This is a genomic window from Streptomyces sp. NPDC027962 (assembly GCF_055566095.1).
Window position 1 is genome coordinate 37792 of record NZ_JBVHTA010000003.1, and the last position, 20006, is coordinate 57797.

General features: G+C 68.9%; 21 protein-coding genes and 2 pseudogenes. 10 read left to right on the forward strand and 13 right to left on the reverse strand.

The window, feature by feature from the left end; translation table 11 throughout:
- Window positions 1-85: 85 nt before the first annotated feature.
- Complete coding sequence (locus tag ACZ4SA_RS03495) at window positions 86-799, reverse strand: hypothetical protein (protein ID WP_468269357.1); 714 nt, start codon at window positions 797-799, stop codon at window positions 86-88.
- A 136-nt stretch (window positions 800-935) separates the two neighbouring features.
- A complete protein-coding gene (locus ACZ4SA_RS03500; RefSeq protein ID WP_468269359.1) occupies window positions 936-1511 on the reverse strand; it encodes a TerD family protein in 576 nt (191 codons plus the stop codon).
- A 351-nt stretch (window positions 1512-1862) separates the two neighbouring features.
- Here ACZ4SA_RS03500 and ACZ4SA_RS03505 point away from each other — a divergent pair, with 351 nt between their 5' ends.
- The 5 genes from ACZ4SA_RS03505 (at window position 1863) to ACZ4SA_RS03525 (ending at window position 5464) form a co-directional block, all read left to right on the forward strand.
- Entirely contained in the window at window positions 1863-2267 is a 405-nt protein-coding gene (locus tag ACZ4SA_RS03505) for a BlaI/MecI/CopY family transcriptional regulator (protein ID WP_468269361.1), read from the forward strand.
- Between the two features lie 5 nt (window positions 2268-2272).
- Window positions 2273-3202, forward strand: a complete 930-nt coding sequence (locus ACZ4SA_RS03510) for a M56 family metallopeptidase (protein WP_468269363.1) — start codon at window positions 2273-2275, stop codon at window positions 3200-3202.
- A gap of 358 nt (window positions 3203-3560) precedes the next feature.
- Window positions 3561-4136, forward strand: a complete 576-nt coding sequence (locus tag ACZ4SA_RS03515; protein ID WP_468269365.1) for a TerD family protein — start codon at window positions 3561-3563, stop codon at window positions 4134-4136.
- 100 nt (window positions 4137-4236) lie between these two features.
- Entirely contained in the window at window positions 4237-4818 is a 582-nt protein-coding gene (locus ACZ4SA_RS03520) for a TerD family protein (protein ID WP_468269367.1), read from the forward strand.
- Between the two features lie 70 nt (window positions 4819-4888).
- Complete coding sequence (locus tag ACZ4SA_RS03525; protein WP_468269369.1) at window positions 4889-5464, forward strand: TerD family protein; 576 nt, start codon at window positions 4889-4891, stop codon at window positions 5462-5464.
- Window positions 5465-5898: 434 nt separating this feature from the next.
- Here ACZ4SA_RS03525 and ACZ4SA_RS03530 read toward each other — a convergent pair whose 3' ends face one another.
- Window positions 5899-6468: a hypothetical protein gene (locus tag ACZ4SA_RS03530; protein WP_468269371.1), complete on the reverse strand. Its 570-nt coding sequence runs from the start codon at window positions 6466-6468 to the stop codon at window positions 5899-5901.
- A gap of 560 nt (window positions 6469-7028) precedes the next feature.
- Between ACZ4SA_RS03530 and ACZ4SA_RS03535 the strand changes: the two genes are divergently transcribed.
- Window positions 7029-7163, forward strand: coding sequence for a hypothetical protein (locus tag ACZ4SA_RS03535; protein WP_468269373.1), 135 nt, complete (start codon window positions 7029-7031; stop codon window positions 7161-7163).
- A 140-nt stretch (window positions 7164-7303) separates the two neighbouring features.
- Here ACZ4SA_RS03535 and ACZ4SA_RS03540 read toward each other — a convergent pair whose 3' ends face one another.
- From ACZ4SA_RS03540 to ACZ4SA_RS03555, 4 genes are all read right to left on the reverse strand, one after another.
- Window positions 7304-7564, reverse strand: coding sequence for a GlsB/YeaQ/YmgE family stress response membrane protein (locus tag ACZ4SA_RS03540; protein WP_468269375.1), 261 nt, complete (start codon window positions 7562-7564; stop codon window positions 7304-7306).
- Window positions 7565-7652: 88 nt separating this feature from the next.
- A complete protein-coding gene (locus ACZ4SA_RS03545; protein WP_468269377.1) occupies window positions 7653-8108 on the reverse strand; it encodes a tellurite resistance TerB family protein in 456 nt (151 codons plus the stop codon).
- Between the two features lie 113 nt (window positions 8109-8221).
- Entirely contained in the window at window positions 8222-9277 is a 1056-nt protein-coding gene (locus ACZ4SA_RS03550; RefSeq protein WP_468269816.1) for a sporulation protein, read from the reverse strand.
- 91 nt (window positions 9278-9368) lie between these two features.
- Window positions 9369-9590, reverse strand: a complete 222-nt coding sequence (locus ACZ4SA_RS03555) for a hypothetical protein (RefSeq protein WP_468269379.1) — start codon at window positions 9588-9590, stop codon at window positions 9369-9371.
- 542 nt (window positions 9591-10132) lie between these two features.
- On the opposite strand from ACZ4SA_RS03555, the pseudogene ACZ4SA_RS03560 reads away from it, so the two are divergent.
- Together ACZ4SA_RS03560 and ACZ4SA_RS03565 are read left to right on the forward strand one after the other, a co-directional pair.
- Window positions 10133-10598 (forward strand): annotated as a pseudogene (locus ACZ4SA_RS03560) (hypothetical protein); the annotation flags it as partial.
- A gap of 86 nt (window positions 10599-10684) precedes the next feature.
- A complete protein-coding gene (locus ACZ4SA_RS03565; RefSeq protein ID WP_468269381.1) occupies window positions 10685-11254 on the forward strand; it encodes a Uma2 family endonuclease in 570 nt (189 codons plus the stop codon).
- A 221-nt stretch (window positions 11255-11475) separates the two neighbouring features.
- On the opposite strand, the gene ACZ4SA_RS03570 is transcribed toward ACZ4SA_RS03565, so the two are convergent.
- The 4 genes and pseudogenes from ACZ4SA_RS03570 to ACZ4SA_RS03585 all read right to left on the reverse strand — a co-directional run bounded on the left by ACZ4SA_RS03570 (window position 11476) and on the right by ACZ4SA_RS03585 (window position 14911).
- Window positions 11476-11796: a barstar family protein gene (locus tag ACZ4SA_RS03570; RefSeq protein WP_468269383.1), complete on the reverse strand. Its 321-nt coding sequence runs from the start codon at window positions 11794-11796 to the stop codon at window positions 11476-11478.
- A 105-nt stretch (window positions 11797-11901) separates the two neighbouring features.
- Entirely contained in the window at window positions 11902-13221 is a 1320-nt protein-coding gene (locus ACZ4SA_RS03575; protein WP_468269818.1) for a ferredoxin reductase family protein, read from the reverse strand.
- Between the two features lie 356 nt (window positions 13222-13577).
- Window positions 13578-14066: pseudogene (locus ACZ4SA_RS03580) on the reverse strand (ATP-binding protein); the annotation flags it as partial.
- Window positions 14067-14080: 14 nt separating this feature from the next.
- Window positions 14081-14911 (reverse strand): helix-turn-helix transcriptional regulator, encoded by an 831-nt coding sequence (locus tag ACZ4SA_RS03585; RefSeq protein ID WP_468269385.1) that lies wholly within the window; start codon window positions 14909-14911, stop codon window positions 14081-14083.
- Window positions 14912-15165: 254 nt separating this feature from the next.
- Between ACZ4SA_RS03585 and ACZ4SA_RS03590 the strand changes: the two genes are divergently transcribed.
- Window positions 15166-16092: an alpha/beta hydrolase gene (locus ACZ4SA_RS03590; protein ID WP_468269387.1), complete on the forward strand. Its 927-nt coding sequence runs from the start codon at window positions 15166-15168 to the stop codon at window positions 16090-16092.
- Between the two features lie 96 nt (window positions 16093-16188).
- Window positions 16189-17265: an SDR family oxidoreductase gene (locus ACZ4SA_RS03595; RefSeq protein WP_468269389.1), complete on the forward strand. Its 1077-nt coding sequence runs from the start codon at window positions 16189-16191 to the stop codon at window positions 17263-17265.
- A 276-nt stretch (window positions 17266-17541) separates the two neighbouring features.
- Here ACZ4SA_RS03595 and ACZ4SA_RS03600 read toward each other — a convergent pair whose 3' ends face one another.
- Both ACZ4SA_RS03600 and ACZ4SA_RS03605 read right to left on the reverse strand, forming a co-directional pair.
- On the reverse strand, window positions 17542-17961 hold the full coding sequence (locus tag ACZ4SA_RS03600) for a roadblock/LC7 domain-containing protein (protein ID WP_468269391.1): 420 nt from the start codon (window positions 17959-17961) through the stop codon (window positions 17542-17544).
- The gene (locus ACZ4SA_RS03605; protein WP_468269393.1) at window positions 17958-19943 is read right to left on the reverse strand and encodes a nitrate- and nitrite sensing domain-containing protein; all 1986 of its coding nucleotides are present in this window, start codon (window positions 19941-19943) and stop codon (window positions 17958-17960) included. The genes ACZ4SA_RS03600 and ACZ4SA_RS03605 overlap by 4 nt, the downstream gene beginning before the upstream one ends.
- Window positions 19944-20006 lie beyond the last annotated feature (63 nt).

A 20006-nucleotide genomic window follows, 5' to 3' on the forward strand; every position in this document is an offset into this window, starting at 1 on the left:
CTGAGCGCGCGCGCATCCGGCTGACGCGCCCGGCAGGCTGATCGCGAACACCACCAGGCAGGCTGGCGCGGTGATCGCCCCGCGTTCAGTCCTGGGAGGGCGAGGTCGGGCCGATGAAGTCCGGGCTGCTGTATCCCAGACGGGGTCTCCGTTGCGCCGGAGGCGGAGTGCGGAGGGGCGTGTGCGTGGGCGGGGGTGGCAGCTTCAGCTGGCGGCGCAGAAACGGAAGCAGGCCCCGCTTCAGCAAGGCCTTACGCCATGCCGTGTGAGCCTGGGTGAGGGTGACGGAATCCGGCCCGCTGGAGGGGGTGCGATGCCGGGAGGCGGTGATGAACAGTCCGGCGACGGCGGCCACCCCCGCGATCGCTGCCACGGCGAGGGCCGCCCAGCCGGTCTCGATGAGCGATTCGGCGGGGGACTGCTGGGTGTCGGTCAGATGGAGGACGTAACCGATGAGAAGGAAGATGACCGCAGCTGCGGCGGACAGTACTGGTGTGAGGACCGCCAGTGCCGTCAGCAGCCCGTACCCGACGGTGGTGGGGCGGGCCCGTCTGGGCATGGCGCGGGACGCCTGCGCACCTGCGAACCGGAGTTGGCACAGGGTGGTGTACTCGGCCGCGGCTTCGGCGGCGATGGTGTCGGCCGCGGCCAGCGCCCGGGCGCGCAGATGGTCGGCGGTGACGGGTGTGGACGGCTGCGCAAGCGCCTGGCGGATGTCGGGGGCAGTGAGCGCCTCGCGCAGGGCGTGCTCGAATTCGGCTCTGTCGGCGGCCTCAAGGCGGGCCGGCTCGTAGTCCATGAAGATCTCCCGGTCACATGGCGCGCTCGACACCGCCGTTGCGGCGGAGCGGCATGAAGCAGGCAGGTGCAGCGGGTACGCCCGCTGTGGGCGGGCCGGAAGAGCAGTCCCGCCCGCCCCGAAGCGTTGCGGTCGGTCAGACCCGTACGCCGAAGTCGGCGGCGATGCCCGCCAGGCCGCTCGCGTAGCCCTGGCCGACGGCGCGGAACTTCCACTCGGCGCCGTGCCGGTAGAGCTCGCCGAAGACCATCGCGGTTTCGGTCGCTGCGTCTTCGGACAGGTCGTAGCGGGCCAGTTCGGCGCCGCCTGCCTGGTTGACGACGCGGATGAAGGCGTTGCGGACCTGGCCGAAGCTGTGGCCGCGGTTCTCGGCGTCGTGAATGGAGACGGGGAAGACGATCCGGGCGACGTCGGCGGGGACGGTGGTCAGGTTGACCTTGATGACCTCGTCGTCGCCCTCGCCTTCGCCGGTGAGGTTGTCGCCGGTGTGCTCGACCGAGCCGTCGGGGCTCTTCAGGTTGTTGAAGAAGACGAAGTGCTGGTCGGAGGGCACCTTGCCGGACTCGTTGACCAGCAGGGCGCTGGCGTCGAGGTCGTAGTCGGTGCCCGTGGTCGTGCGGACGTCCCACCCGAGGCCGACCAGGACGGCGGTCAGGCCCGGCGCCTCCTTGCTCAGCGAGACATTGCCGCCCTTGGCGAGGCTCACACCCATGTCGCATCCCTTCCCGTGTCCGAGGGCCGGGCGTAGGAGCCCGGCCCACCGAGACCTGAAATCTACAGCAGTGTAGAAGCTGATGGGGATTGCCGGTCCGCAGCACACCTGATCGGGAGTGTGGTGATCCCGGCCGGTCAGCCGCGCAGTCCGGGGTAGTCGGTCCCGACGGTGAGGGCCACCGCGCCGGGCGTGGCAGCCGGGTCCGGACGTCGCCTTGCCCGGGGCGGCGGGACCAAGGACTGGGTCGCAGACGCTAGGAGAAACGGAAGGGGGCGGGTGAGTGACAACTCAGTACGATGAACCCCGCCCGCAGCGGCAGGCGGGGCAAGGAGACGGGAGGTCGACGGCATGACGGACCGGAACAGGGGCGGTATCGAGCACACGCCGCGACGGCGCGGCCACCGCGAGCTGGAGGGCCAGGTGCTCGCCGCGCTGCGCCAGGCCCCCGGAGCGGTCACCGCAGCCTGGGTCCAGGAACAGCTCGGCGGCGATCTCGCCTACACCACGGTGATGACCATCCTGACCCGGCTGCACACCAAGGGCGCGGTGGTCCGCGAGCGGGTGGGCCGCTCGTTCGAGTGGACGGCGGTCGCCGACGAGGCCGGGCTCGCGGCGCTGCGGATGCGGAAGATGCTGGACTCCGAGACCGATCGGGAGGCGGTCCTGGCGAGCTTCGTGACCGCGCTGTCACCGAGGGACGAGCAGCTGCTGCGCGACCTGCTGGCCCATGCGCCCGCGGAGGGGGAAGACTAGCCGCTATGGGGGTTTTCGTCTTCCTGCCTCTGGTGCTGCCCTTAACGGCATTGCCGATCGCCCGCCTCGCCGAGCAGCATCTGCACCCGCGGGCGGTGACCTGGCTGCTGTCGGCGGTCGCCGCCGTGCTCGCGGTGTGCAGCACCCTGTGCTTGGCATTGCTGATGGTGGTCGGCACCGCACAGTTGCCCGGCAACCCGCTGCCCGATGGCTGGTCCGATCCCGAGGTCCGCCAGGCCGTCCCTTACGACGAGGTCGCCGGCAAGGCCGCCATCCCCGCCCTGATCGCCGTCCTTGCCGCGTGCACGCGCACGGCCTGGCGCCACCACCGGGTACGGCGCCGCGCCGAACGGGCCCTCGGCGGCCTGCCCGCAACGCCCGTGGCAGTGCTGCCTGATGAGGCACCGTACGCGTACGCGCTGCCTGGCAGGCGGGACCGGATCGTTGTCACCACGGGGATGCTGGCCGGGCTGACCGGACCTGAACGGCGGGCCCTGTTCGCCCATGAGCGCGTCCATCTGACTCGCCGTCACCACCGGTTCCTGCTCACCGTGCAGCTCGCGGCGCGGGCCAACCCGTTCCTTCGGCCGCTGCGTACCGCCGTCACCTACACCGCCGAACGGTGGGCGGACGAGGAGGCGGCTGCCGCTGTCGGCAGCCGGCGCACCGTGGCACGGGCGATCGGCAAGTCCGCGCTGATCTCCCGGGGCGCGCCGATCGCGACGCTCGCGCACTTCGCGGAGGCAGGCCCGGTGCCGCGCCGGGTCGCTGCCCTGCTCGGGCCGGCTCCTGCCGGGCGGATCTGGCCGCCGGTCTTCACCACGGTGGGCCTGGCCGCGTGGGGAGCCGCGGCGGGCACCACCGTCTCGGCGCTGTCCTCGGCGAACTCGGCCGTCACGCTGTTCCTCATCCTGCATGCAGCCACCCCGATGTAGCCGGGCCGCCGCACGCCAGAGGGGACGGCGTCGCCCTCTGTTCCCTCGAACCAGCGGCCGGCCTGCTCGGACGGGCCCGCATCGCCTTCGAGCGATTCGTGATCATCCTGGTCTGTGTCCAGCGCGCCGGCGCCTGCCTGAGACGACACCGGGAGCTTATGAGGCCGCGGGCGTCGGCAACGGTGGGCGCGCTTCCTGGCCACTCCGGGATCTGCACGAGCTGACTGCCCGACGCGCCGACCATCCTCTTCTGCGCCGGATTCCGGCACTTCTACGCTTATGTAGATATAAGGTCCCGTTCAGTCGGCGGGCCGGGCCGTCATGCCCAGCCCTCGACCGCGATAGGAGAGAAACGCATATGGGTGTGAGCCTCGCCAAAGGCGGCAATGTCTCGCTGACCAAGGAAGCACCGGGTCTGACCGCCGTATTGGTCGGCCTGGGCTGGGACGTCCGTACGACCACCGGCACCGATTACGACCTGGACGCCAGCGCCCTGCTGGTCAACGAGTCCGGCAAGGTGCCCTCGGACAAGCATTTCGTCTACTACAGCAACCTCATCAGCCCGGACGGCTCGGTCGAGCACACCGGCGACAACCTCACCGGCGAGGGTGCAGGCGACGACGAGGTCATCAAGGTGAACCTCGGCGCCGTACCCGAGGACATCACGAGGATCATCTTCCCGGTCTCCATTCACGACGCTGACAGCCGCGGTCACGGCTTCGGGCAAGTCCGCAACGCCTTCATCCGCGTCGTCAACCAGGCAGGCGGCGCCGAACTGGCCCGCTACGACCTGTCCGAAGACGCAGCGACCGAAACCGCGATGGTCTTCGGCGAGCTCTACCGGCACGGCGCCGAGTGGAAGTTCCGCGCCGTCGGCCAGGGCTATGCCTCCGGCCTCGCAGGTATCGCACTGGACTTCGGCGTGCAGCTCTGACATGCCCCGGCGGGCGGGAATGGAGCACTGCCTCCCGCCCCTGGGCGCCGATCCCGCCGCCAGACCGCTTCACACCGTAAAAAGCACAAGGAGAAGCCTCATGGGCGTCATGCTGACCAAAGGACAGCAGATCAGCCTGGAGAAGACCGGCAACGGCACCCTCAACGTCGTACGCATGGGACTGGGCTGGCAGGCCGCGCAGCGCAAGGGATTCCTGGCCAGGCTCACCACCCGCAAGATCGACCTCGATGCCTCCGCGGTACTCTTCGCCGGCAACCAACCCGTGGACGTCGTCTACTTCCAGCATCTGGTCAGCGAGGACGGCGCCGTGCGCCACACGGGCGACAACCTCTCGGGCGGTACCGGCCAGGGCGCCGACGACGAAGCGATCATCGTGGACCTCGCCCGGCTGGCCGCACACGTCGACCAGATCGTCTTCACCGTCAACTCCTTTGCCGGCCACACCTTTGCCGAAATCCAGGACGCGTTCTGCCGCCTCGTCGACGAACGCACCGGCCAGGAACTGGCCCGCTACACCCTCTCCGGCGGCGGCCCCCACACCGCCCAAATCATGACCAAGGTCCAACGCACAGGCAGCACCTGGCACATGTCCGCCATCGGAGAACCCGCCAACGGCCGCACCTTCCAGGACCTCATCCCCGCCCTCGCCACCCACCTGTAACGACGCCGGCCCACAGCACACCCGAAGCTGCGCGCTCACCCATGCCCTGAACCGATCAAGGAGGCACCCCATGTCCGTGAATCTGTCCAAAGGAAGCAACTTCTCCCTCACACGCTCCGAGCCCGGCATCGCCAGCGTGGTCGTCGGCCTGGGCTGGACAGTGCACAGCGGTCCCGGCGACATCGACCTCGACGCAAGCGCACTCGTACTGGGAGTCGACGGCCGTGTGCTGTCGGAACAGCACTTCGTCTTCTTCAACAACCGAACGACGCCGGAAAAATCCGTCCGGCACACCGGCGACAACAAGACCGGCCAGGGGGACGGCGACGACGAGCAGATCGCCGTCGACTTCAACCTGCTGCCCGCCCAAGCGGAGTCAGTCGTCTTCGTCGTGTCGATCCACGCCGAAGGCCACGCCGCAACCAGCACCTTCGGCAGGGTGCGCGACGCGTACATCCGGGTGGTCCACCAGGCAACAGGACTGGAAATGTGCCGATTCGAACTGACCGAAGACGCGCATGACCAGTCCGCCATGCTCTTCGGACAGCTGTACCGGCGTGAAGGGGAATGGCAGTTCCGCGCCATCGGCCAGGGCTACGCCACGGGTCTCGCCGGGATCGCGAAGGAGTACGGCGTCAACGTGTAGACGCGGCCTCGAGCCTCGACACCATCCGGAGAAACCGACGACGCGGGTCCCCACCAGTGACGAAAGTCCTGGTGGGGACCCGTTTCGCGTTGTCCAGACGGCTGGCCCGCTCGGGGCTTGGCCCGCACCCTCGCTGTCATTGGCCGTGAGCCGGTGGACTTGCCGCAATCGTCGCTGGTGCGGCAAGCGCGAAAACGGCATGGCAGATCCTGGCGAGTGGCTACGTGGCCGGGCCGTGCGACGGGTTCAAGCAGGCAGCAAAGGGCGGGCGCGCGGAGCGGAGCGTGCCGTGGCAGGACCGAACCCGGTGTGCGGCTGTGCCCATTATGAAGGCCGGCGTCTACGACACCGATGCACGATCACCATGCAGTCCACGCCATGGGCTGTGCTATCCCGCTGGGCGTGCCCGGGCGCCCTGCGGCCAAGGAGTTGGCCTACCGGCCGCTCTTGTCCGGCTGGCTGCCGGCCAGCTGTGAAGTCGAGGGGATCTTCTCCGTGACTTCGGCTCCTGCGCTCTTGCCTGCGCTCTTGAAACCCGTCACGGCCTTCTCGAACGAGCCGATGTCTGCTTCCCGTACCTGACCTGTGCGGAGCTTGGAACCGAGCTTCTTCAGCTCGTCGACGCGCACGGCCAGCGGGGCCACAGCCTTCGAAAGCAGCGGATCCCCCTTGGCGTTCACCGTGGCAGCCTTCAGCCGGTTGTAAGTAAACGCTCCAGCCAGCCCTGCCTTGACGAGGGCTGTAGTGCGGCCTTTCGCACCGTCCTTGAGCTTGCCCTCTCGATAGGGCTTCACGATCCACTGGTACGTGGCTCCCGCGGCCAGGCCCGCGTTCGCCACGAACTGCGTCTTGGCATGCATGTGCTGCCCTGCAGAAGTGGTGCTGGCCGACGGGGCCGCTGACCGGCTTCCGTGGTTGCTTCCGCATCCCGCTACGGTGACCAACAGGGCGCTGCACAGCGGCAATACCAGCACACCTCGGCGCACTGAAAGGGGAACATGCACGGCTTACCTCCTCATTTGTACCCAGATGCACTTTGGGTCATGAATACCCGTCCCTCGCCTCGCCGCACGCTGTCCGCCCTGTCCGCCACCCGCACGGCTGCCAGCCACAGGCGGTCCTGATGAGCACCTCTCCGACAGGCCATGTCGCACCTTCGGTGCAGCCCCATTCGCACGGTCACGCTCATGCGGTGCGCGCGGACGACACTGCAGCGCACCACGAAGCTGCCCCGAGCAACCCGTCGGCTCGTGGAGGGCACGGCGGTGCTCGGCCAGGTCACGGAGGCCGAATACGGCGGTGCACGGCGCGCGGAGCGAACCGCCGTTGCATCTCTGCGGGTTGCGGGAGCTTATGGCTGCCTGTCACAGGGCGCACCGCCACGGTGCTGCTGTTGACGGCCCCGGCCTGTGTGCAGCACGGTGTGCCTGGGGCTGTTGATGCTGGCAGGCGCCGCGCAACTGCCGGGTAATCCGCCTGACGACTGGTCGGATAGGGAGGCGGCCTGGGCGGCGGTCGGTCGGCGGGTGGCGGTGCTGTTGATCCCTGCTTCGCCGGTGCGCACATGACCGTCGGTGTTCCCCGCGGCGGGCTGGCAGCACAGATGGCCACGGCGGTGCTGTGGTCGGCGAACTCGGCCGTCTTCGTGCTGAACGCGGCGACGTCTGCGGGTGTCGGTCAAATGCAGTCCCGCCATTGAGGGCCGGCCGGGGAGCGGCAGCCGCCGCGGCACTCTCTTTTGCCGACGGAGAGTGAGGGATGTGCGGCGTCGGCCCGTGGGAGGCACGCATGGGCCGTCCGGCGGGATGCCGGACGGCCGTGGGAAACACAGGGGTGTCTTCAGCGGGCCTTGAGGCGCTCGACGGCGGCGACGCCTGCGGCGGCCAGCGCGATTTGGACGGCCAGTTCTATCCAGTCGATGCCCTTGGTGTCGGCGACGCCCAGGCCCGCGGCGATGGCAGTTCCGACGAGGGCGGCGAGGATGCCGGCCCCGATGGTCAGCAGCACTCCGGTGTGCTGGCGTCCCGGCAGAACGAGCCGGCCCAGCACGCCGATGATGGCGCCGATGACGATCGCGGTGATGATCCCGGAGATCTGCATGCCGTTCCTTCCTCGAGGTCGTTCGCTGCTCTGGCGCCCGGCGAAATCCGGTCCACTCCATGCAGCCTCTTGTCGCCGGGCGTGCCGGCTAGAGGTCGAACTCGTGCGGGGGCAGGTCAAGCGCGTAGCAGGCCTCGCGGACCACGCCCTGCTCGTCCTTGTCGAAGTCGCCGTCCGCGCCACCGATCACGATGCCGATCTGGATCACGGCACGGGCCTCGGCAGGCTTCTTCTTCGCCTTGGCGACTTCCTGCAGAACGCTGACCTTGCCGAAGTCGAAGTCCGCGGTCAGCTTGTCGCAGTTGCCGTCGAACCGGCGCTGCAGGTCCTCTGCGGGGAAGTTCTGCAGCACCTCATTGGTGGCGATGAGCTGGGCGACCTTCCGCCGCTCGGACGGGTCGATGGTGCCGTCCGCGGCGGCGACCAGCGCGCACATCGCCATGCTGGCGTCACGGAAGGCACCGCTCTTAAGATCGTTCTTCTTGGCGTTGAGCTGGGTCTGCATCGTCGATGCGGACTCCTTGATGCGGTCCCACAGGGCCATGAAAACTCCGTACGTGTCAGGGGCAGTCCGGGCCGGCTGAGAGGAGGCCCGGACAACCACTCCCTCTACATTGACGTAGAAGCTAGCAGGGGAGGCAAGAGCGCACAGGCTCCTCAGCCCTCGTCACCCTCTTCGTCGTCACCTTCGAAGAAGTCACCGACCTCGTCGATGACTTCGGCCGCCACCATGCCGCCGACCACGCCGACGGCGAGGCCCGCGGCACCTGCCGCGATCGCGGTGCCCATGCCCGGCCCGGAACGGTGCCCGTGACTGTCGCCGTGATGGCCACCGCCGTGGCCGTGCTCGTCCTTGTATGCGTGACTGCTGTGGGCGGCGTAGGGATCACCGTGTCCGTGGTGGCCGCCGTGCCCGTACGAGCCGTGGGCGCCGTAAGAAGCGCGGTGCTCGACCAGCTTGCGGATCCAGCCATCGACTTCCGCGTTCCAGTTGATCTGCTCGATGCCGTGGTGGCTGACGGTGAACCGGGTCACCGCGTCGTGGCCCTCGGAGAAGGAGCCGCCGCGCTTGTCGGCCTCCAGGACCACCTCCGTCCCAGCCGGGTCCGCGAGGAACGTCACCTCGATCTCGTTCATCTGGTGCGCGTACTGCGGAGCCGGGGCGAGCTCGATCTCCTGGTAGAAGGGCAGCTGCTGGCCGCTGCCGCCGATGCGCCCATATTCCAGGTCCGCGGACTTGAAGCCGAAGCCGAGCTGTCCGAGCGCCTCCAGGATCGCTTCCTGGGCGGGCAGCGAGCGCACGGCCAGCGGGTCGAGGTCGCCCTTGTCCTTCGCGCCTGCCACCGCCAGCTCGGTGCGCACCCCGAGTACGACCCCGAGTCTCTGGCCGTGCAGTTCGGTGACCGGGGTCTCCCACGGCAGCATCACGCTGAAGGGCACGCTGTGCAGCGCGCCGGCAACGAGGCGGAAGTTGCCGCCGACGGTGAACCGGTCGAAGACGACCGCGCCTTCGGACTCCCCGCCGTCATGCTCCGCTTCGACGCGGGCCACCAGCTCCAGGGTGATGTGCTCGATCGTGAAGTCGGTGTCGCCGCCCTTCAGACGGACCTGACCGCTCAAGGTTCCGCCGGGCAGCACCGCACCCGGGTCAAGGACCGTGTCCACCGTGGGCCCGCCCACGCCGAGCGAGCCGAGCAGCCGCTTGAACACCATCGTGGCGTTCACTCCTTCATGTGTACGTGTGGTCTTCTCACCGCCGGCCGGCGGACTCCGAAGGGGGCGGAGCCCACCAGCCGACGGGGCATTACTTGACGGAGGTGTCGAGTGCGGCCAGGGCCTGCGCCCAGCGCGCGTACTTCAGCTCGGCCAGATCGGCCACCGTCTTGACGCCGAACGCCTCCTGGAGGAGTTCGCCGTCCCGGTCCGAGACCCCCTTCAGCGCGGAGACCGGCGCAGCGAGGACCTCCGGCAGGCTCTTGTCCGACCATGCCTTGTCGAGCACCTTGTCCAGGTCGATCGAAGCCACGACAGCCCTCCCAGGGGAAATTGAGAATCGTGATCCGGGCGACGCGCTGCTGCGGTGGCCGCGCCGGCCGATAATGCCCTGCTCAAACTGGTGCGTCCTCCCAGCCCTGCTCGCCGCCCGCAGGGCAGCCGGGAACGTCCGGCCCGCCCCTCGCGTTTTCTACACGCATGTAGAAGCATAGATGCGAGGCGCTCCGCAGGGACGCCATCGCGACGGCTTGCCGGGGAACGTCCGAAAAGCACCCGGACAGCCGACGGAAATCTCCCCACAAAGGGACTTCGCTGATCCTTTGCCATGAGTCGGGGCGCTGTCGCCTCACCGAACTGTCCCGGATCCGCCCGATCCGATGAGCCAAGAAGGAGCAGCAGACCCGCGATGGGTGAACCTTCCAGTCCCAGCCGTGTCATACCCAGCCCGCAGAGCAGTGGCGTGGAGGTGGCACGGTGACCGAAGTCCTGCTGCTCCTTCTCGCACTGGCGTTGACGCTCGCGTGTGCGGTGTTCGTCGCGGGCGAGTTCTCCCTGACCACGATCGAGCGGGGTGAGCTGGAGCGCGCTGTCCGGTCCGGTGAGCGCGGAGCCGGGCTGCTGGACCCCGCTGATGTCGAACGCCTCCAGGAGGACGCCCTGGAACTGGGCACCCGCCCGGTCGGCGAGGTGATGGTGCCGCTGAACAAGACGGTCACCGTGGGCCACGAGACCACCCCGCAGCAACTGGAACGCGCCGCCGCGGCCTCAGGGTTCTCCCGCCTGCCGGTCACCGGCCCCGCCGACGATGTGCTGGGCTATCTCCAGATCAAGGACGCCCTGGGTGCCGCCGAGCGCACCCGGCCCTTCCCACTCAGCGCGCTGCACCCGGTCATCCAGGTCGAGATCGACACCTCGCTGGACGACACCATGACCGCCATGCGCGCCGCCGGCACCCACCTGGCCCGCCGTCACCGGAAAGAAGGGCACCGTCATCGCGTGGGCTCGCTGGTCGGATGCCGGCCGTCGGGGAGGGGCGTGAGCGGGAGCAGCGTGCTGGACGGATGCCAGACAGTACGCTGAATCCAGCGGGATCGGGCCCGCAGCACAGTGTCCGGGAGGTGCTTCATGACGGCCGAGATGGTGGCCCCGGCGTGGATGCATGAGCAGATCACGGCGGAGGAGTACGAGTCCTGGTCCGAGGAGCAGTGCGCCGGCATCGAGATCGTGGACGGGATGGTCGTCGTGAGTCCGAGCGCGTCCAAGCGGCACAACCGGCTGGCCCGGATTCTGGCGGCGAACGCCCTGGATGCCGCCGCGGGCCCGGAGTGGAACGCCGACACGGATTTCGACGTCCGGCTTCAGGACGTCCCGCTCACCAATCGCCGCCCGGACGTCGTCGTGTACCGCGCAGACACGATCGACATCACCCCCACCCGCCCTGAGCACGTGCTGCTGGTCGCGGAGGTGGTGTCGCCGGGCTCGGAGACCACCGACCGGATCGTGAAGGTCGACCAGTACGCCAAGGCAGGCATCGGCTTCTACTGGCGGATCGAGCAGGCCGCGACAGGCGTTCCTCTCGTGTACACCTACGTTCTCGACCCCGCGACGAAGACCTACCGGGACGGAGACGTGTTCACCGGCGTCCTCAAGGTGGCGGCCCCCTTCCCGGTGGAGATCGACCTCGGCCAGATCTGACCCCCACACCGCTCAGCGGCCGACGGCGCGCGAGCGATGCGTGAGCGGACAACCCGACACAAGGCGGCATGAGCCGGATCAAGCGGCTCACCATGCGGCCCTGACCAGGGAAAACAGCACCGGGCGGCAACGCCGGGCACCCCCCGGCAAGGATACGATCCCACTCCTGAAGCGGGTGTCGCAGGTTCGAATCCTGCCGGGGCACAGAGGGAAGGGTCGGCTCAGGAGGGGATTTCTCCCAGGCTGGCCCTTTCCTGGCCGTATTCGCCGGCGTAGTCGTCGAGGAGTCCACGCAGTTTCCGGGCCTCCGCCGGGAGCGCCGCCGAGAAGGCGGCCCATCCCGTGAAGGTCAACTCGTGCGGCAGGTCGACGAGGCCGGTGATCGCATCCCAGAAGGCGCTCCAGTTCCGGCCGTAGAAGTCAGGGAACACCAGCTCCCACTGAAGGAGCCGTTGGAGTTCCTCGGCGTCCCGTACCTCGGTCAGGTCGATGACCATCGAGTCGGGGACCGCGGGCTCCGCTTCGTTTGTTTCGTCCGTCATCACGGCCGGGGGTCTTTCAGTAGGTGCCGACGAAAGGTCGACGGTCTTGCGGAGAGCCGTAGCGGGCCTCGACGCCCAGGGCTGGATGTTGGGTCCCTTTCCCGGTCAGGCCAGGCCGAACCTCTCGGCGTGCACCTGTCGCGCGGGGACGCGCAGGTCTCGCAGGCCAAAGAGCACGGCCGTGGTCATGGCGGGCGGGCCGCAGACGTACACGTCGCGTTCGGTGATGTCGGGGACGAGTCGGTACAGGCTGTCCGGGCCGAACGGCGGGGCGCCGTCCTCGGCGGTCCTGCCGGTGAGCAGGTGCAGCCGTCCGCCCCGGAGCGCGACCAAGTGGCGCACCTCGTTCAGGAGCACGGCGTCGGCCTCGCTGCGAACCCGGTACAGCACGACGACGTCACCGGTCGTCTGCTCCTCCAGCATCGCCCGCACGGGCGTTATGCCCACCCCGCCGGCGATCAGCAGGACACCTGTCCGGGTCCGGTGCAGCGAGGTGAACGCCCCGTACGGCCCCTCGACGAAGGCGCGGCTGCCGACCGGGACGTTACGCAGGCCGGCGCTGGTGCTGCCGGCTGCCTTCGCCGTGAGCCGCAGCCCCCGTCCGTCGGGCGCCGCCGACAGGGAGAAGGGGTTGGCCAGCCACCAGTGGTTGTGGCCGGGGAACCGCCAGATGCAGAACTGGCCCGCGCGGGCGGGGAGTTTGTCGAGGTGTCGGCCGGTGACGTACACGGAGACCACGTTGTCCGACTCCGGCACCACGGCCGCCACGCGGAATTGGTGGTGGGCGTTGCGCCACAGCGGCGCTGCGACACGCCCGGCCAGCAGGGCGCCGAAGGCGAACAGCCACAGGATCCACCAGTAGGCCGTGGCGAACGCGGAGGACGTGAAGGTCGTGGTCTCCTGCAACTGGTGGATGAACGCCAGGCCCAGGGCCACGTAGAGCAGCAAATGCAGGCCGTGCCAGACCTCGTACCGCAGCCGCCGCCGAAGGGATCGGGTGGAGATCGCGGCGATCACGAGGATGAGGGCCGCGGCAAGCATCCCCAGCAGGGAGGCCGGCACCCCGCTCAGGGCTACGAACGTCTTCCCCATGGACGTGTCGTCGAGTGTCGCGTAGCCGAGCACCACCAGCGTGGCGTGGGTGAGGACGGTCCACAGCAGGGAGAAGCCGACCCAGCGGTGCCACACCGTGAGCCGGTCCATCCCGATGCGGCGGTCCAGCCACGGCAGCCGGGCTACCAGCAGCAGTTGGAACAGCATCAGCAGGGCCGCGTGCAGTCCGAAGAACCTCGCGACCGTGAGCACCCCGTTCTTGCCCGAGCCGGCGCTGAGGAACAGCACTTCGACGATCACCACGTTGACGATGACGAACGTCCCCATCGCCCAGCGCGCCGCATCCACCGGAAGCACGGTGACGCTGCGCATCGTGTTGCTCGTAGCCGCCATTGGTTGCCTCTCATCCCCCGTGGCCGCGGTACTCGCGGCCGTATGCACAAACCCCATGAAGACCGAGGGAATCGGCCGAATGCGCTCCTCGATCGGGTAAGAATACGGCGTGCTGGCCCGATCCGTTCATGCCGGAACCATCGAATCTGACCACGATTGGTGCGTTCGGCGGCCTGGCGCTCAGCAGTGGTTTGTGGGGTTCGGGAACAGTACGTGCGATCAAGCGACGGATGTGTGAGCGCCGCGTGAGCGGACGGACGAACACCAGCCGTCACGCGCCGAATCATGGGTGGCAGCTGCCGCAGGCGGCCGGGTGCCTCGGACCGCCGGGTGCCTCATGAGCGCTCGTCCTGGAGGCCGATCTCCGCCCAGATCGACTTCCCTCCAGCGCGGTGGCGCGTGCCCCAACGCTCGGCGAACTGAGCGACGAGCAGCAGGCCGCGCCCGCCCTCGTCGAACATGCGCGCCCGCCGCATGTGCGGGGCGGTGCTGCTGCCGTCCGAGACCTCGCAGATGAGCACGGTGTCGCGGATCAGGCGTAGCTGAACGGGAGGGGTGCCGTACCGGATCGCGTTGGTGACCAGTTCGCTCACCACAAGCTCGGTGGTGAAGACCACCTCGTTCAGTCCCCAGTCCGCGAGGCGACGGGAGATCTTGTCACGGGCGTCGGCCACGGCTGCCGGGTCGGACGGCAGATCCCAGGTGGCCACCTGGCCCGCGTCGAGGGCCCGGGTGCGCGCGATGAGCAGTGCGACATCGTCCGACGGCTGTGCGGGGAGCAGACTCCGGACCAGGTCGTCGCAGGTGGCCTCCAGCGAGCTGGCCGACGGATTGTCGGCTATCCGGTGAGTGCCTGGGTCCCTATGACGGCGAGGAGTGCGAGGCGTTCGGCGTCCTGGCTGCCGGGTTCGGCTGTGTAGATCATGATGCGCAGGTCGTTGCCGGCGACGACGAGTACGTCGCAGTCCAGCGTGAGAGCGCCGACGTGGGGGTGGTCGATGGTCTTGCGGGCGGACTGGTGCTGGCCGACGGCACCGGATTCCCAGAGGTCGTCGAACTCGGCGTTTTTGAGGCGCAGTTGGGAGATGAGGTGTTGCAGTCGCTGATCGGCCGGGTAGCGGCCTGTTGTTCGGCGCAGGTCGGCGACCTGCGCGGCACGTAGTGCGCCCCGGGATTCGGGGGTGTGACGTACGCGGGTGCCGGTGCCGAGGAAGTTGCGCCACACGGCGTTGAGGTCGTTGCCGTGCCATTCCCCCATCAGCGCCGTGTACAGGGGGTTGGCGAGCAGCTGGGTCCATGCGGCGTCGAAGACCACGACGGGTGTGCCGATGAGCCGGTCCAGCATCCGCTGGACGTTGGGCGTGATGTACGCCGGGACCGTTTCCGGGCCCGGGGGAACGAGACCGGCGAGTTGGAAGAGATGGGCGCGCCGGCCGCTGGTGAGCCGCAGGGCACGGGCGAGGGCTTCGACGACCTGCGCGGAGGGGCTGGTGGCCCGGCCCTGTTCGAGGCGGGTGACGTAGTCGACGGAGATACCGGCCAGCTGGGCGAGCTCCTCGCGCCGCAGCCCCGCGGCGCGCCGGCGGCCGCCTGCGGGAAGGCCCGCCGTCTCGGGTGAGACCTGGTCACGCCAGCGCCGCAGGGCTGCGCCGAGTTCTGTCGTTGCCATACCGGACAGTCTGGCTTACGTGCCACAAAGCGCGCCTGGTACTGGCAGTCCTATGAAGGCGGGTCTACTGCCTGTTCCTGTGTTCTGTGCCCATCGTGGAGGCATGACAGCGACAGGAACATCCGCCGCCCCCGCAGTGGGCTGGTTCGGACCGGGCGACCAGGGCTCCAGGCCCAGTACCGGGACGAAATGACCTGGCTCCGCGAGAGCCGCACCAGGGCCACCACGACCGGCGGCCGAAAGGGCCGATCCGCATGAGCAGGGAACAGCGCGTCCGGGTCGACGCGCTGCTGAGGCAGCCCCGACCCGGGGGCCCGCAGTCGGTCGAGGCGTTTAGAGACCGATTCAAGTCGACGATGGCCCAGATAATCGTGCCGGGCGGCATCCGCACCACGCGGACGACGCTCGGCGACCGACCCGCACTGCACGTCGCGCCGGACAACAACCCGTGCCGCGGGACGATCCTGTACTTCCACGGCGGCGGCTGGGTGGCCGGCTCCCCGGATACCGCGCTGTCGATGACGGGACACCTCGTGGCCAAAACCGGGTTCACGTCGTACTCGCTGGACTATCGGCTTGCCCCCGAGCACCCGTTCCCGGCCGCGATCGACGACGCGCTGCGCGCCTACCGCGCCCTCCTCGACAGCGGGCAGGATCCTTCGGCCATCGCGTTCGCCGGGGACTCCGCCGGCGGCGCCCTCACCGTCACCACCTGTCTCGCCGCCCGCGACGCAGGGCTCCCGCTGCCCGGCGCGATCGTGGCCTTCTCGCCCTCCCTGGACGCCACCGGGTCGGGCGAGAGCATGGACACCAAGGCGGGTATCGACCCGATCTTCACCCGCGAGTACCTCAAGGAAACCATCGCGCCCCTGTACCTCGCGGGTCAGGACCCACGCCAGCCGATGGTGAGCCCGGCCCTGTCCGCCGACCCGACCGGCCTGCCTCCGATGCTCCTCCAAGCGGGCACGAACGAGGTCCTCCTGGACGACTCGACCCGCATGGCCGCCCGCGCCCGCACCGCCGGCGTGAGTGTGGTCCTCGACATCACCGCCGGCGTGCCCCACGTGTTCCAGTCCTTCGCCGGCGTTCTCGACGAGGCCGACGAGGCACTGGAGCGCGCAGCCCTCTTCCTCACCCAGCACGTCCGCAGCACCGAACCGGAGGGCGTGTCAGCGCGGTAAGGCCCGGAGCCGCCCGGCCCTCCAACGGGGGGCCGCTTGATGGCCCGAACAGTTGTCAATGGCCCAGCGAGCTGGGTGAGCAAGGAAGGAAGACAGATGATCACCAACCCGCCCCCAGGGGGTGCAGTCATGAGCGCGCTGCAGCCTCGCGTCCTCGTCACCGGCGGGTCCGGCTTCATCGCCGGACACTGCATTCTCCAACTGCTGGAGCAGGGATACCGGGTGCGCACGACCGTGCGCACCCTCGGACGCGAGTGCGAGGTCCGGACGCAGCTCAGCGACGCCGGGATGGTGAACGGCGGCGCGTTGAGCTTCGTGGCAGCGGACCTCACGAGTGACGCAGGGTGGGCTGATGCCGTCGCCGGGTGCGACTTTGTCCTGCATGTGGCCTCTCCCGTGCACGTGGAGCATGTCGAGGATGAGGACGATGTCATCGTTGCGGCGCGTGAAGGCACTCTGCGCGTGCTGCGTGCGGCACGCGATGCCGGTGTCAAACGGGTTGTCCTCACCTCTGCGTTCCATGCGGTCGCCTACGGGTACCCGCGCACCGACGATCGGTTCACCGAGGAGGACTGGAGCGTCCTCGATGGGCCGGGTGCCACCGCGTACACCAAGAGCAAGACGCTCTCCGAGCGTGCCGCGTGGGATTTCATCGACACCGAGGACGGTTCGACGGAGCTCGCCACGATCCTTCCCGTCGCAGTCATGGGACCCGTGATGGGCAAGGCAATCTCCGGATCGAACCACCTCATCCAGCGAATCCTCGACGGGGCGATACCTGGCTATCCCGATCTGTGGATCCCGATCGTCGACGTACGCGATGTGGCAAGCGCGCACCTGCTGGCCATGACCACCCCTGAAGCTGCTGGTCAGCGCTTCCTCACCGCCGGCGGACCAGCGATCTCGATGAAACAGATCGGCGCCATCCTCAGAACCAACCTCGGAGACGCAGCCAAGCACGTGCCGGCCCGGTCCATCCCCAATGCCGTGGTACGCATTGTTTCCCTCTTCAACAAGAAGCTCCGTACGGTCGTGCCCGACCTCGGCTTCGCCAGGAAGATGACCAGCGCAAAAGCCCACCGCGTACTGGGATGGCAGCCCCGCATTAGTCCCGAGGCCGCCATCCTCGCAACCGCTGAGAGCCTGATCAGGAAAGAACTCGTGAAAGCGTGACCTGGCGGCACTTCGCCAGGAGACCGCCGGCCCCGTGGGAAAACAGCACCTGGCGGCAACGCCGGGCATCACCCGGCAAGGATCCGATCCCCCTCCTGAAGCGGGTGTCGCAGGTTCGAATCCTGCCGAGGGCACAGAGGAACACCTGGTCAAAGGCTCTTCCGTTCGGCGGACGGGAGGGCTTTTGCGCTCGTGGCACACATCGGTGCGCGCGGACGTTGGAGATCTGTCGCGGATGCGCGGTCCTGAGACGCAGGTCGCCGAAGCGCGGCGCAACTATCCCGCGGCCAGGGGCGCAGAATTGAGTTCGCGTATCAACTGCGGGGTGAGCAGTTCGCCGGCGCGGTCGGCGAGGACGGCCATTTCGTAGCCGACCAGGCCGACGTCGCATCCCTCGGCGGCGAGAACGCCGAGACAGCTGCCGTCGCGGATGCGACCGACCAGGAGGAAGCCTCCGAGCATTTCGATCATGACGAGCTTCATGCCGTGGAAGCCGTATGTCGTCGCCGCGTTCTGGGCGAGGCTGGTGATGCCGGAGACGACGGCGGCCAGGTGGTCGGCCCGATCTCGGCCGAGGCTGTCCGAGGCGGCCATGAGCAGGCCGTCGGAGGAGACGGCGACAGCGTCGGTGACGCCGTCGGTGGTACGTGCGAACTCCGAGATGAGCCAGCCGAAACTCTGGACGGCGGTGGTCACGATGACACTCCTTGTGTGCTTCGAGCCTCGGCACGGGCGACACCTGCTCGGAAGCCGTTGAGGAGGGTGGAGACAGCGGGCTTGGCGGGCGGGGGTGTGGTGGAGAGGTCCTGTGCGGGGGCGAGCAGCCGGCCGGGAAGGACAAGGAGTGCGGACAGGCCGCCGCCGGTGGTGTCGAAGAGGTGGACTTGCGCTCCTTCACCGAGGCGGTGGGCGAGTCGGCCGACGACGAGGTGACCGAGGAACCGGGTGGGTGCGGCGAGGAAAGCCTCCTCACCGGAGTCGGAGAGGCGGGTGTTGGCGCGTTCCTTGTCGGCTTCGGACATGCCGACGCCGTGGTCGACGACGGCGAAGCTGTACGTGTCGTCCTCAGCGTCGTACCAGCCGTGCACCTCGACCGGTTCGGTCGGTGGCGAGAAGATCAACCCGTTCTCGATGAGTTCGGCGAGGAGGTGGGCGACATCGGCGACGGCGTGCCCGCGCACCCGCACCGGCTCCACGGTCGCGATCAGGACCCGACGGTACTGCTCCACCTCGGCGACGGCGGCCTGGACGACCTCCAGGCTGTCGGAAGGTGCTGCCGTGGGCCGCGGCGGGTTCTGCCCGGCAAGGACCAGCAGGCTTTCGGCATTGCGCCGCATACGGGTGGCGAGGTGGTCGAGCTCGAAGAGCTCGGCGAGGGCGTCCGGGTCGAGTTCCTGCCGTTCCAGGCGGGTGATGAGGCTGAGCTGACGACGCACGAGGTTCTGGTTGCGGCGGCCGAGATTGGCGAGCGATTCGGTGGTGTTGCGGCGCAGGCCGGCCTGCTGGGCGGCCAGATGGAGGGCGGTGTGTTCCACCTGCTGCAGGGACGCGGCGACCTCCGCGATCTCCGCCGCACCGCCCAGCAGCCGTGAACCTGGGTTCTCCCGCGCGTCCGCCGACGGGAGAAGCTCGACGTGGTCCTGCGGGGACTGCTGGATACGGGCGACGGTTGCGGGCAGCCGGTGCCGCGCCACGTCGTGGGCGGCCTCGGCGAGTGCGCCGAGCGGGCGCGTGAGGGAACGTGAGGCGAAGGCGGCGAGGCCGGCGACGAGGGCGGCCATGAGCGTTCCCGCGACGAGATAGGCGGCGAGGCCCAGCTCGGCGTCGCGGCTGAGCCGGTCGGCCCGGTCCCGTACGTCGTCGCCGACCGACCGCTGGACGGCGTACAGATCGTCGACGAGTACGGTCATCGCCTCCCACCAGGTGCCGGCGTCGGCGCGCAGGGCGGAGCCGTCGGCGGCGCCTTCCGCTTGATTCTCGTAGGCGGTGGCGCGTTCGGCGTCCTCGGTGCCGAAGGCGTTCTCCAGGGCAGCGCGCTGGGGTGCGGTGGCGACCTGCCGGAAGCGGGCGAGGGCGGCGACGCGCGTGGCGCGCACCTCGGTGAAGGCGAGGTACTCGCGGCCGTGGAAGGCACCCTCGGCGAACACGCCGTTGAGGAGACCGCGTTCGAGAGCTACAGACTCCTTGGCCGCAGCCAGTTCCCGCAACGCCGCCAGGCTGTCGCTCAGTTGACGATCGGCGCGCGTCGCGGTCTCCGCCACCGGGTCGACGGCGTTGAGAGCGTTGACGGCGGTGGTGTAGAAGGCGAGGGTGGCGGTCCGGTCGGCGGTGTCCTTGTCGGCAGCGGTGTCCTTGTCAGCGGCGGCGCGGATGGCGGCGAGGCGCCGCAAGTGCCGCTGGATGACATCCTCTACGGCGCTTTCGGGGCGCATTGCGCGCAGCGCCGTGTCAACGCGCTTGCGAGTAGCTGCGAGCGGTGTGCGGAACCCCTCCTCGCCGCCCAACAGGCCGTTTGTCAGGCCGCGTTCGCGTTGCAGCTGGTGTACCAGCGCCTGGACCCGCAGGCTGAGGCCGACCTCGGCACGGGTCGTCCGGGCGTCGCCGAGGGCCTCGGCGCGGCCGTACACGGCCAGACCGGCCACCACCAGCAGCAAGCAGATCGGAACCGTGATGACCACCGCCACACGACCTCTGATGCTGCGCCAGCCAGGCATCGGCCGGCGGCCGGGAGCCGTTTGGCC

Bases quoted from the DNA above. Each gene is read 5' to 3' on its own strand.
- ACZ4SA_RS03495 (WP_468269357.1), bottom strand. From the start codon at position 799: ATGGACTACGAGCCGGCCCGCCTTGAGGCCGCCGACAGAGCCGAATTC.
- ACZ4SA_RS03500 (WP_468269359.1), bottom strand. From the start codon at position 1,511: ATGGGTGTGAGCCTCGCCAAGGGCGGCAATGTCTCGCTGAGCAAGGAG.
- ACZ4SA_RS03505 (WP_468269361.1), top strand. From the start codon at position 1,863: ATGACGGACCGGAACAGGGGCGGTATCGAGCACACGCCGCGACGGCGC.
- ACZ4SA_RS03510 (WP_468269363.1), top strand. From the start codon at position 2,273: ATGGGGGTTTTCGTCTTCCTGCCTCTGGTGCTGCCCTTAACGGCATTG.
- ACZ4SA_RS03515 (WP_468269365.1), top strand. From the start codon at position 3,561: ATGGGTGTGAGCCTCGCCAAAGGCGGCAATGTCTCGCTGACCAAGGAA.
- ACZ4SA_RS03520 (WP_468269367.1), top strand. From the start codon at position 4,237: ATGGGCGTCATGCTGACCAAAGGACAGCAGATCAGCCTGGAGAAGACC.
- ACZ4SA_RS03525 (WP_468269369.1), top strand. From the start codon at position 4,889: ATGTCCGTGAATCTGTCCAAAGGAAGCAACTTCTCCCTCACACGCTCC.
- ACZ4SA_RS03535 (WP_468269373.1), top strand. From the start codon at position 7,029: ATGACCGTCGGTGTTCCCCGCGGCGGGCTGGCAGCACAGATGGCCACG.
- ACZ4SA_RS03540 (WP_468269375.1), bottom strand. From the start codon at position 7,564: ATGCAGATCTCCGGGATCATCACCGCGATCGTCATCGGCGCCATCATC.
- ACZ4SA_RS03545 (WP_468269377.1), bottom strand. From the start codon at position 8,108: ATGGCCCTGTGGGACCGCATCAAGGAGTCCGCATCGACGATGCAGACC.
- ACZ4SA_RS03550 (WP_468269816.1), bottom strand. From the start codon at position 9,277: ATGGTGTTCAAGCGGCTGCTCGGCTCGCTCGGCGTGGGCGGGCCCACG.
- ACZ4SA_RS03565 (WP_468269381.1), top strand. From the start codon at position 10,685: ATGACGGCCGAGATGGTGGCCCCGGCGTGGATGCATGAGCAGATCACG.
- ACZ4SA_RS03570 (WP_468269383.1), bottom strand. From the start codon at position 11,796: ATGACGGACGAAACAAACGAAGCGGAGCCCGCGGTCCCCGACTCGATG.
- ACZ4SA_RS03575 (WP_468269818.1), bottom strand. From the start codon at position 13,221: ATGCGCAGCGTCACCGTGCTTCCGGTGGATGCGGCGCGCTGGGCGATG.
- ACZ4SA_RS03585 (WP_468269385.1), bottom strand. From the start codon at position 14,911: ATGGCAACGACAGAACTCGGCGCAGCCCTGCGGCGCTGGCGTGACCAG.
- ACZ4SA_RS03590 (WP_468269387.1), top strand. From the start codon at position 15,166: ATGAGCAGGGAACAGCGCGTCCGGGTCGACGCGCTGCTGAGGCAGCCC.
- ACZ4SA_RS03595 (WP_468269389.1), top strand. From the start codon at position 16,189: ATGATCACCAACCCGCCCCCAGGGGGTGCAGTCATGAGCGCGCTGCAG.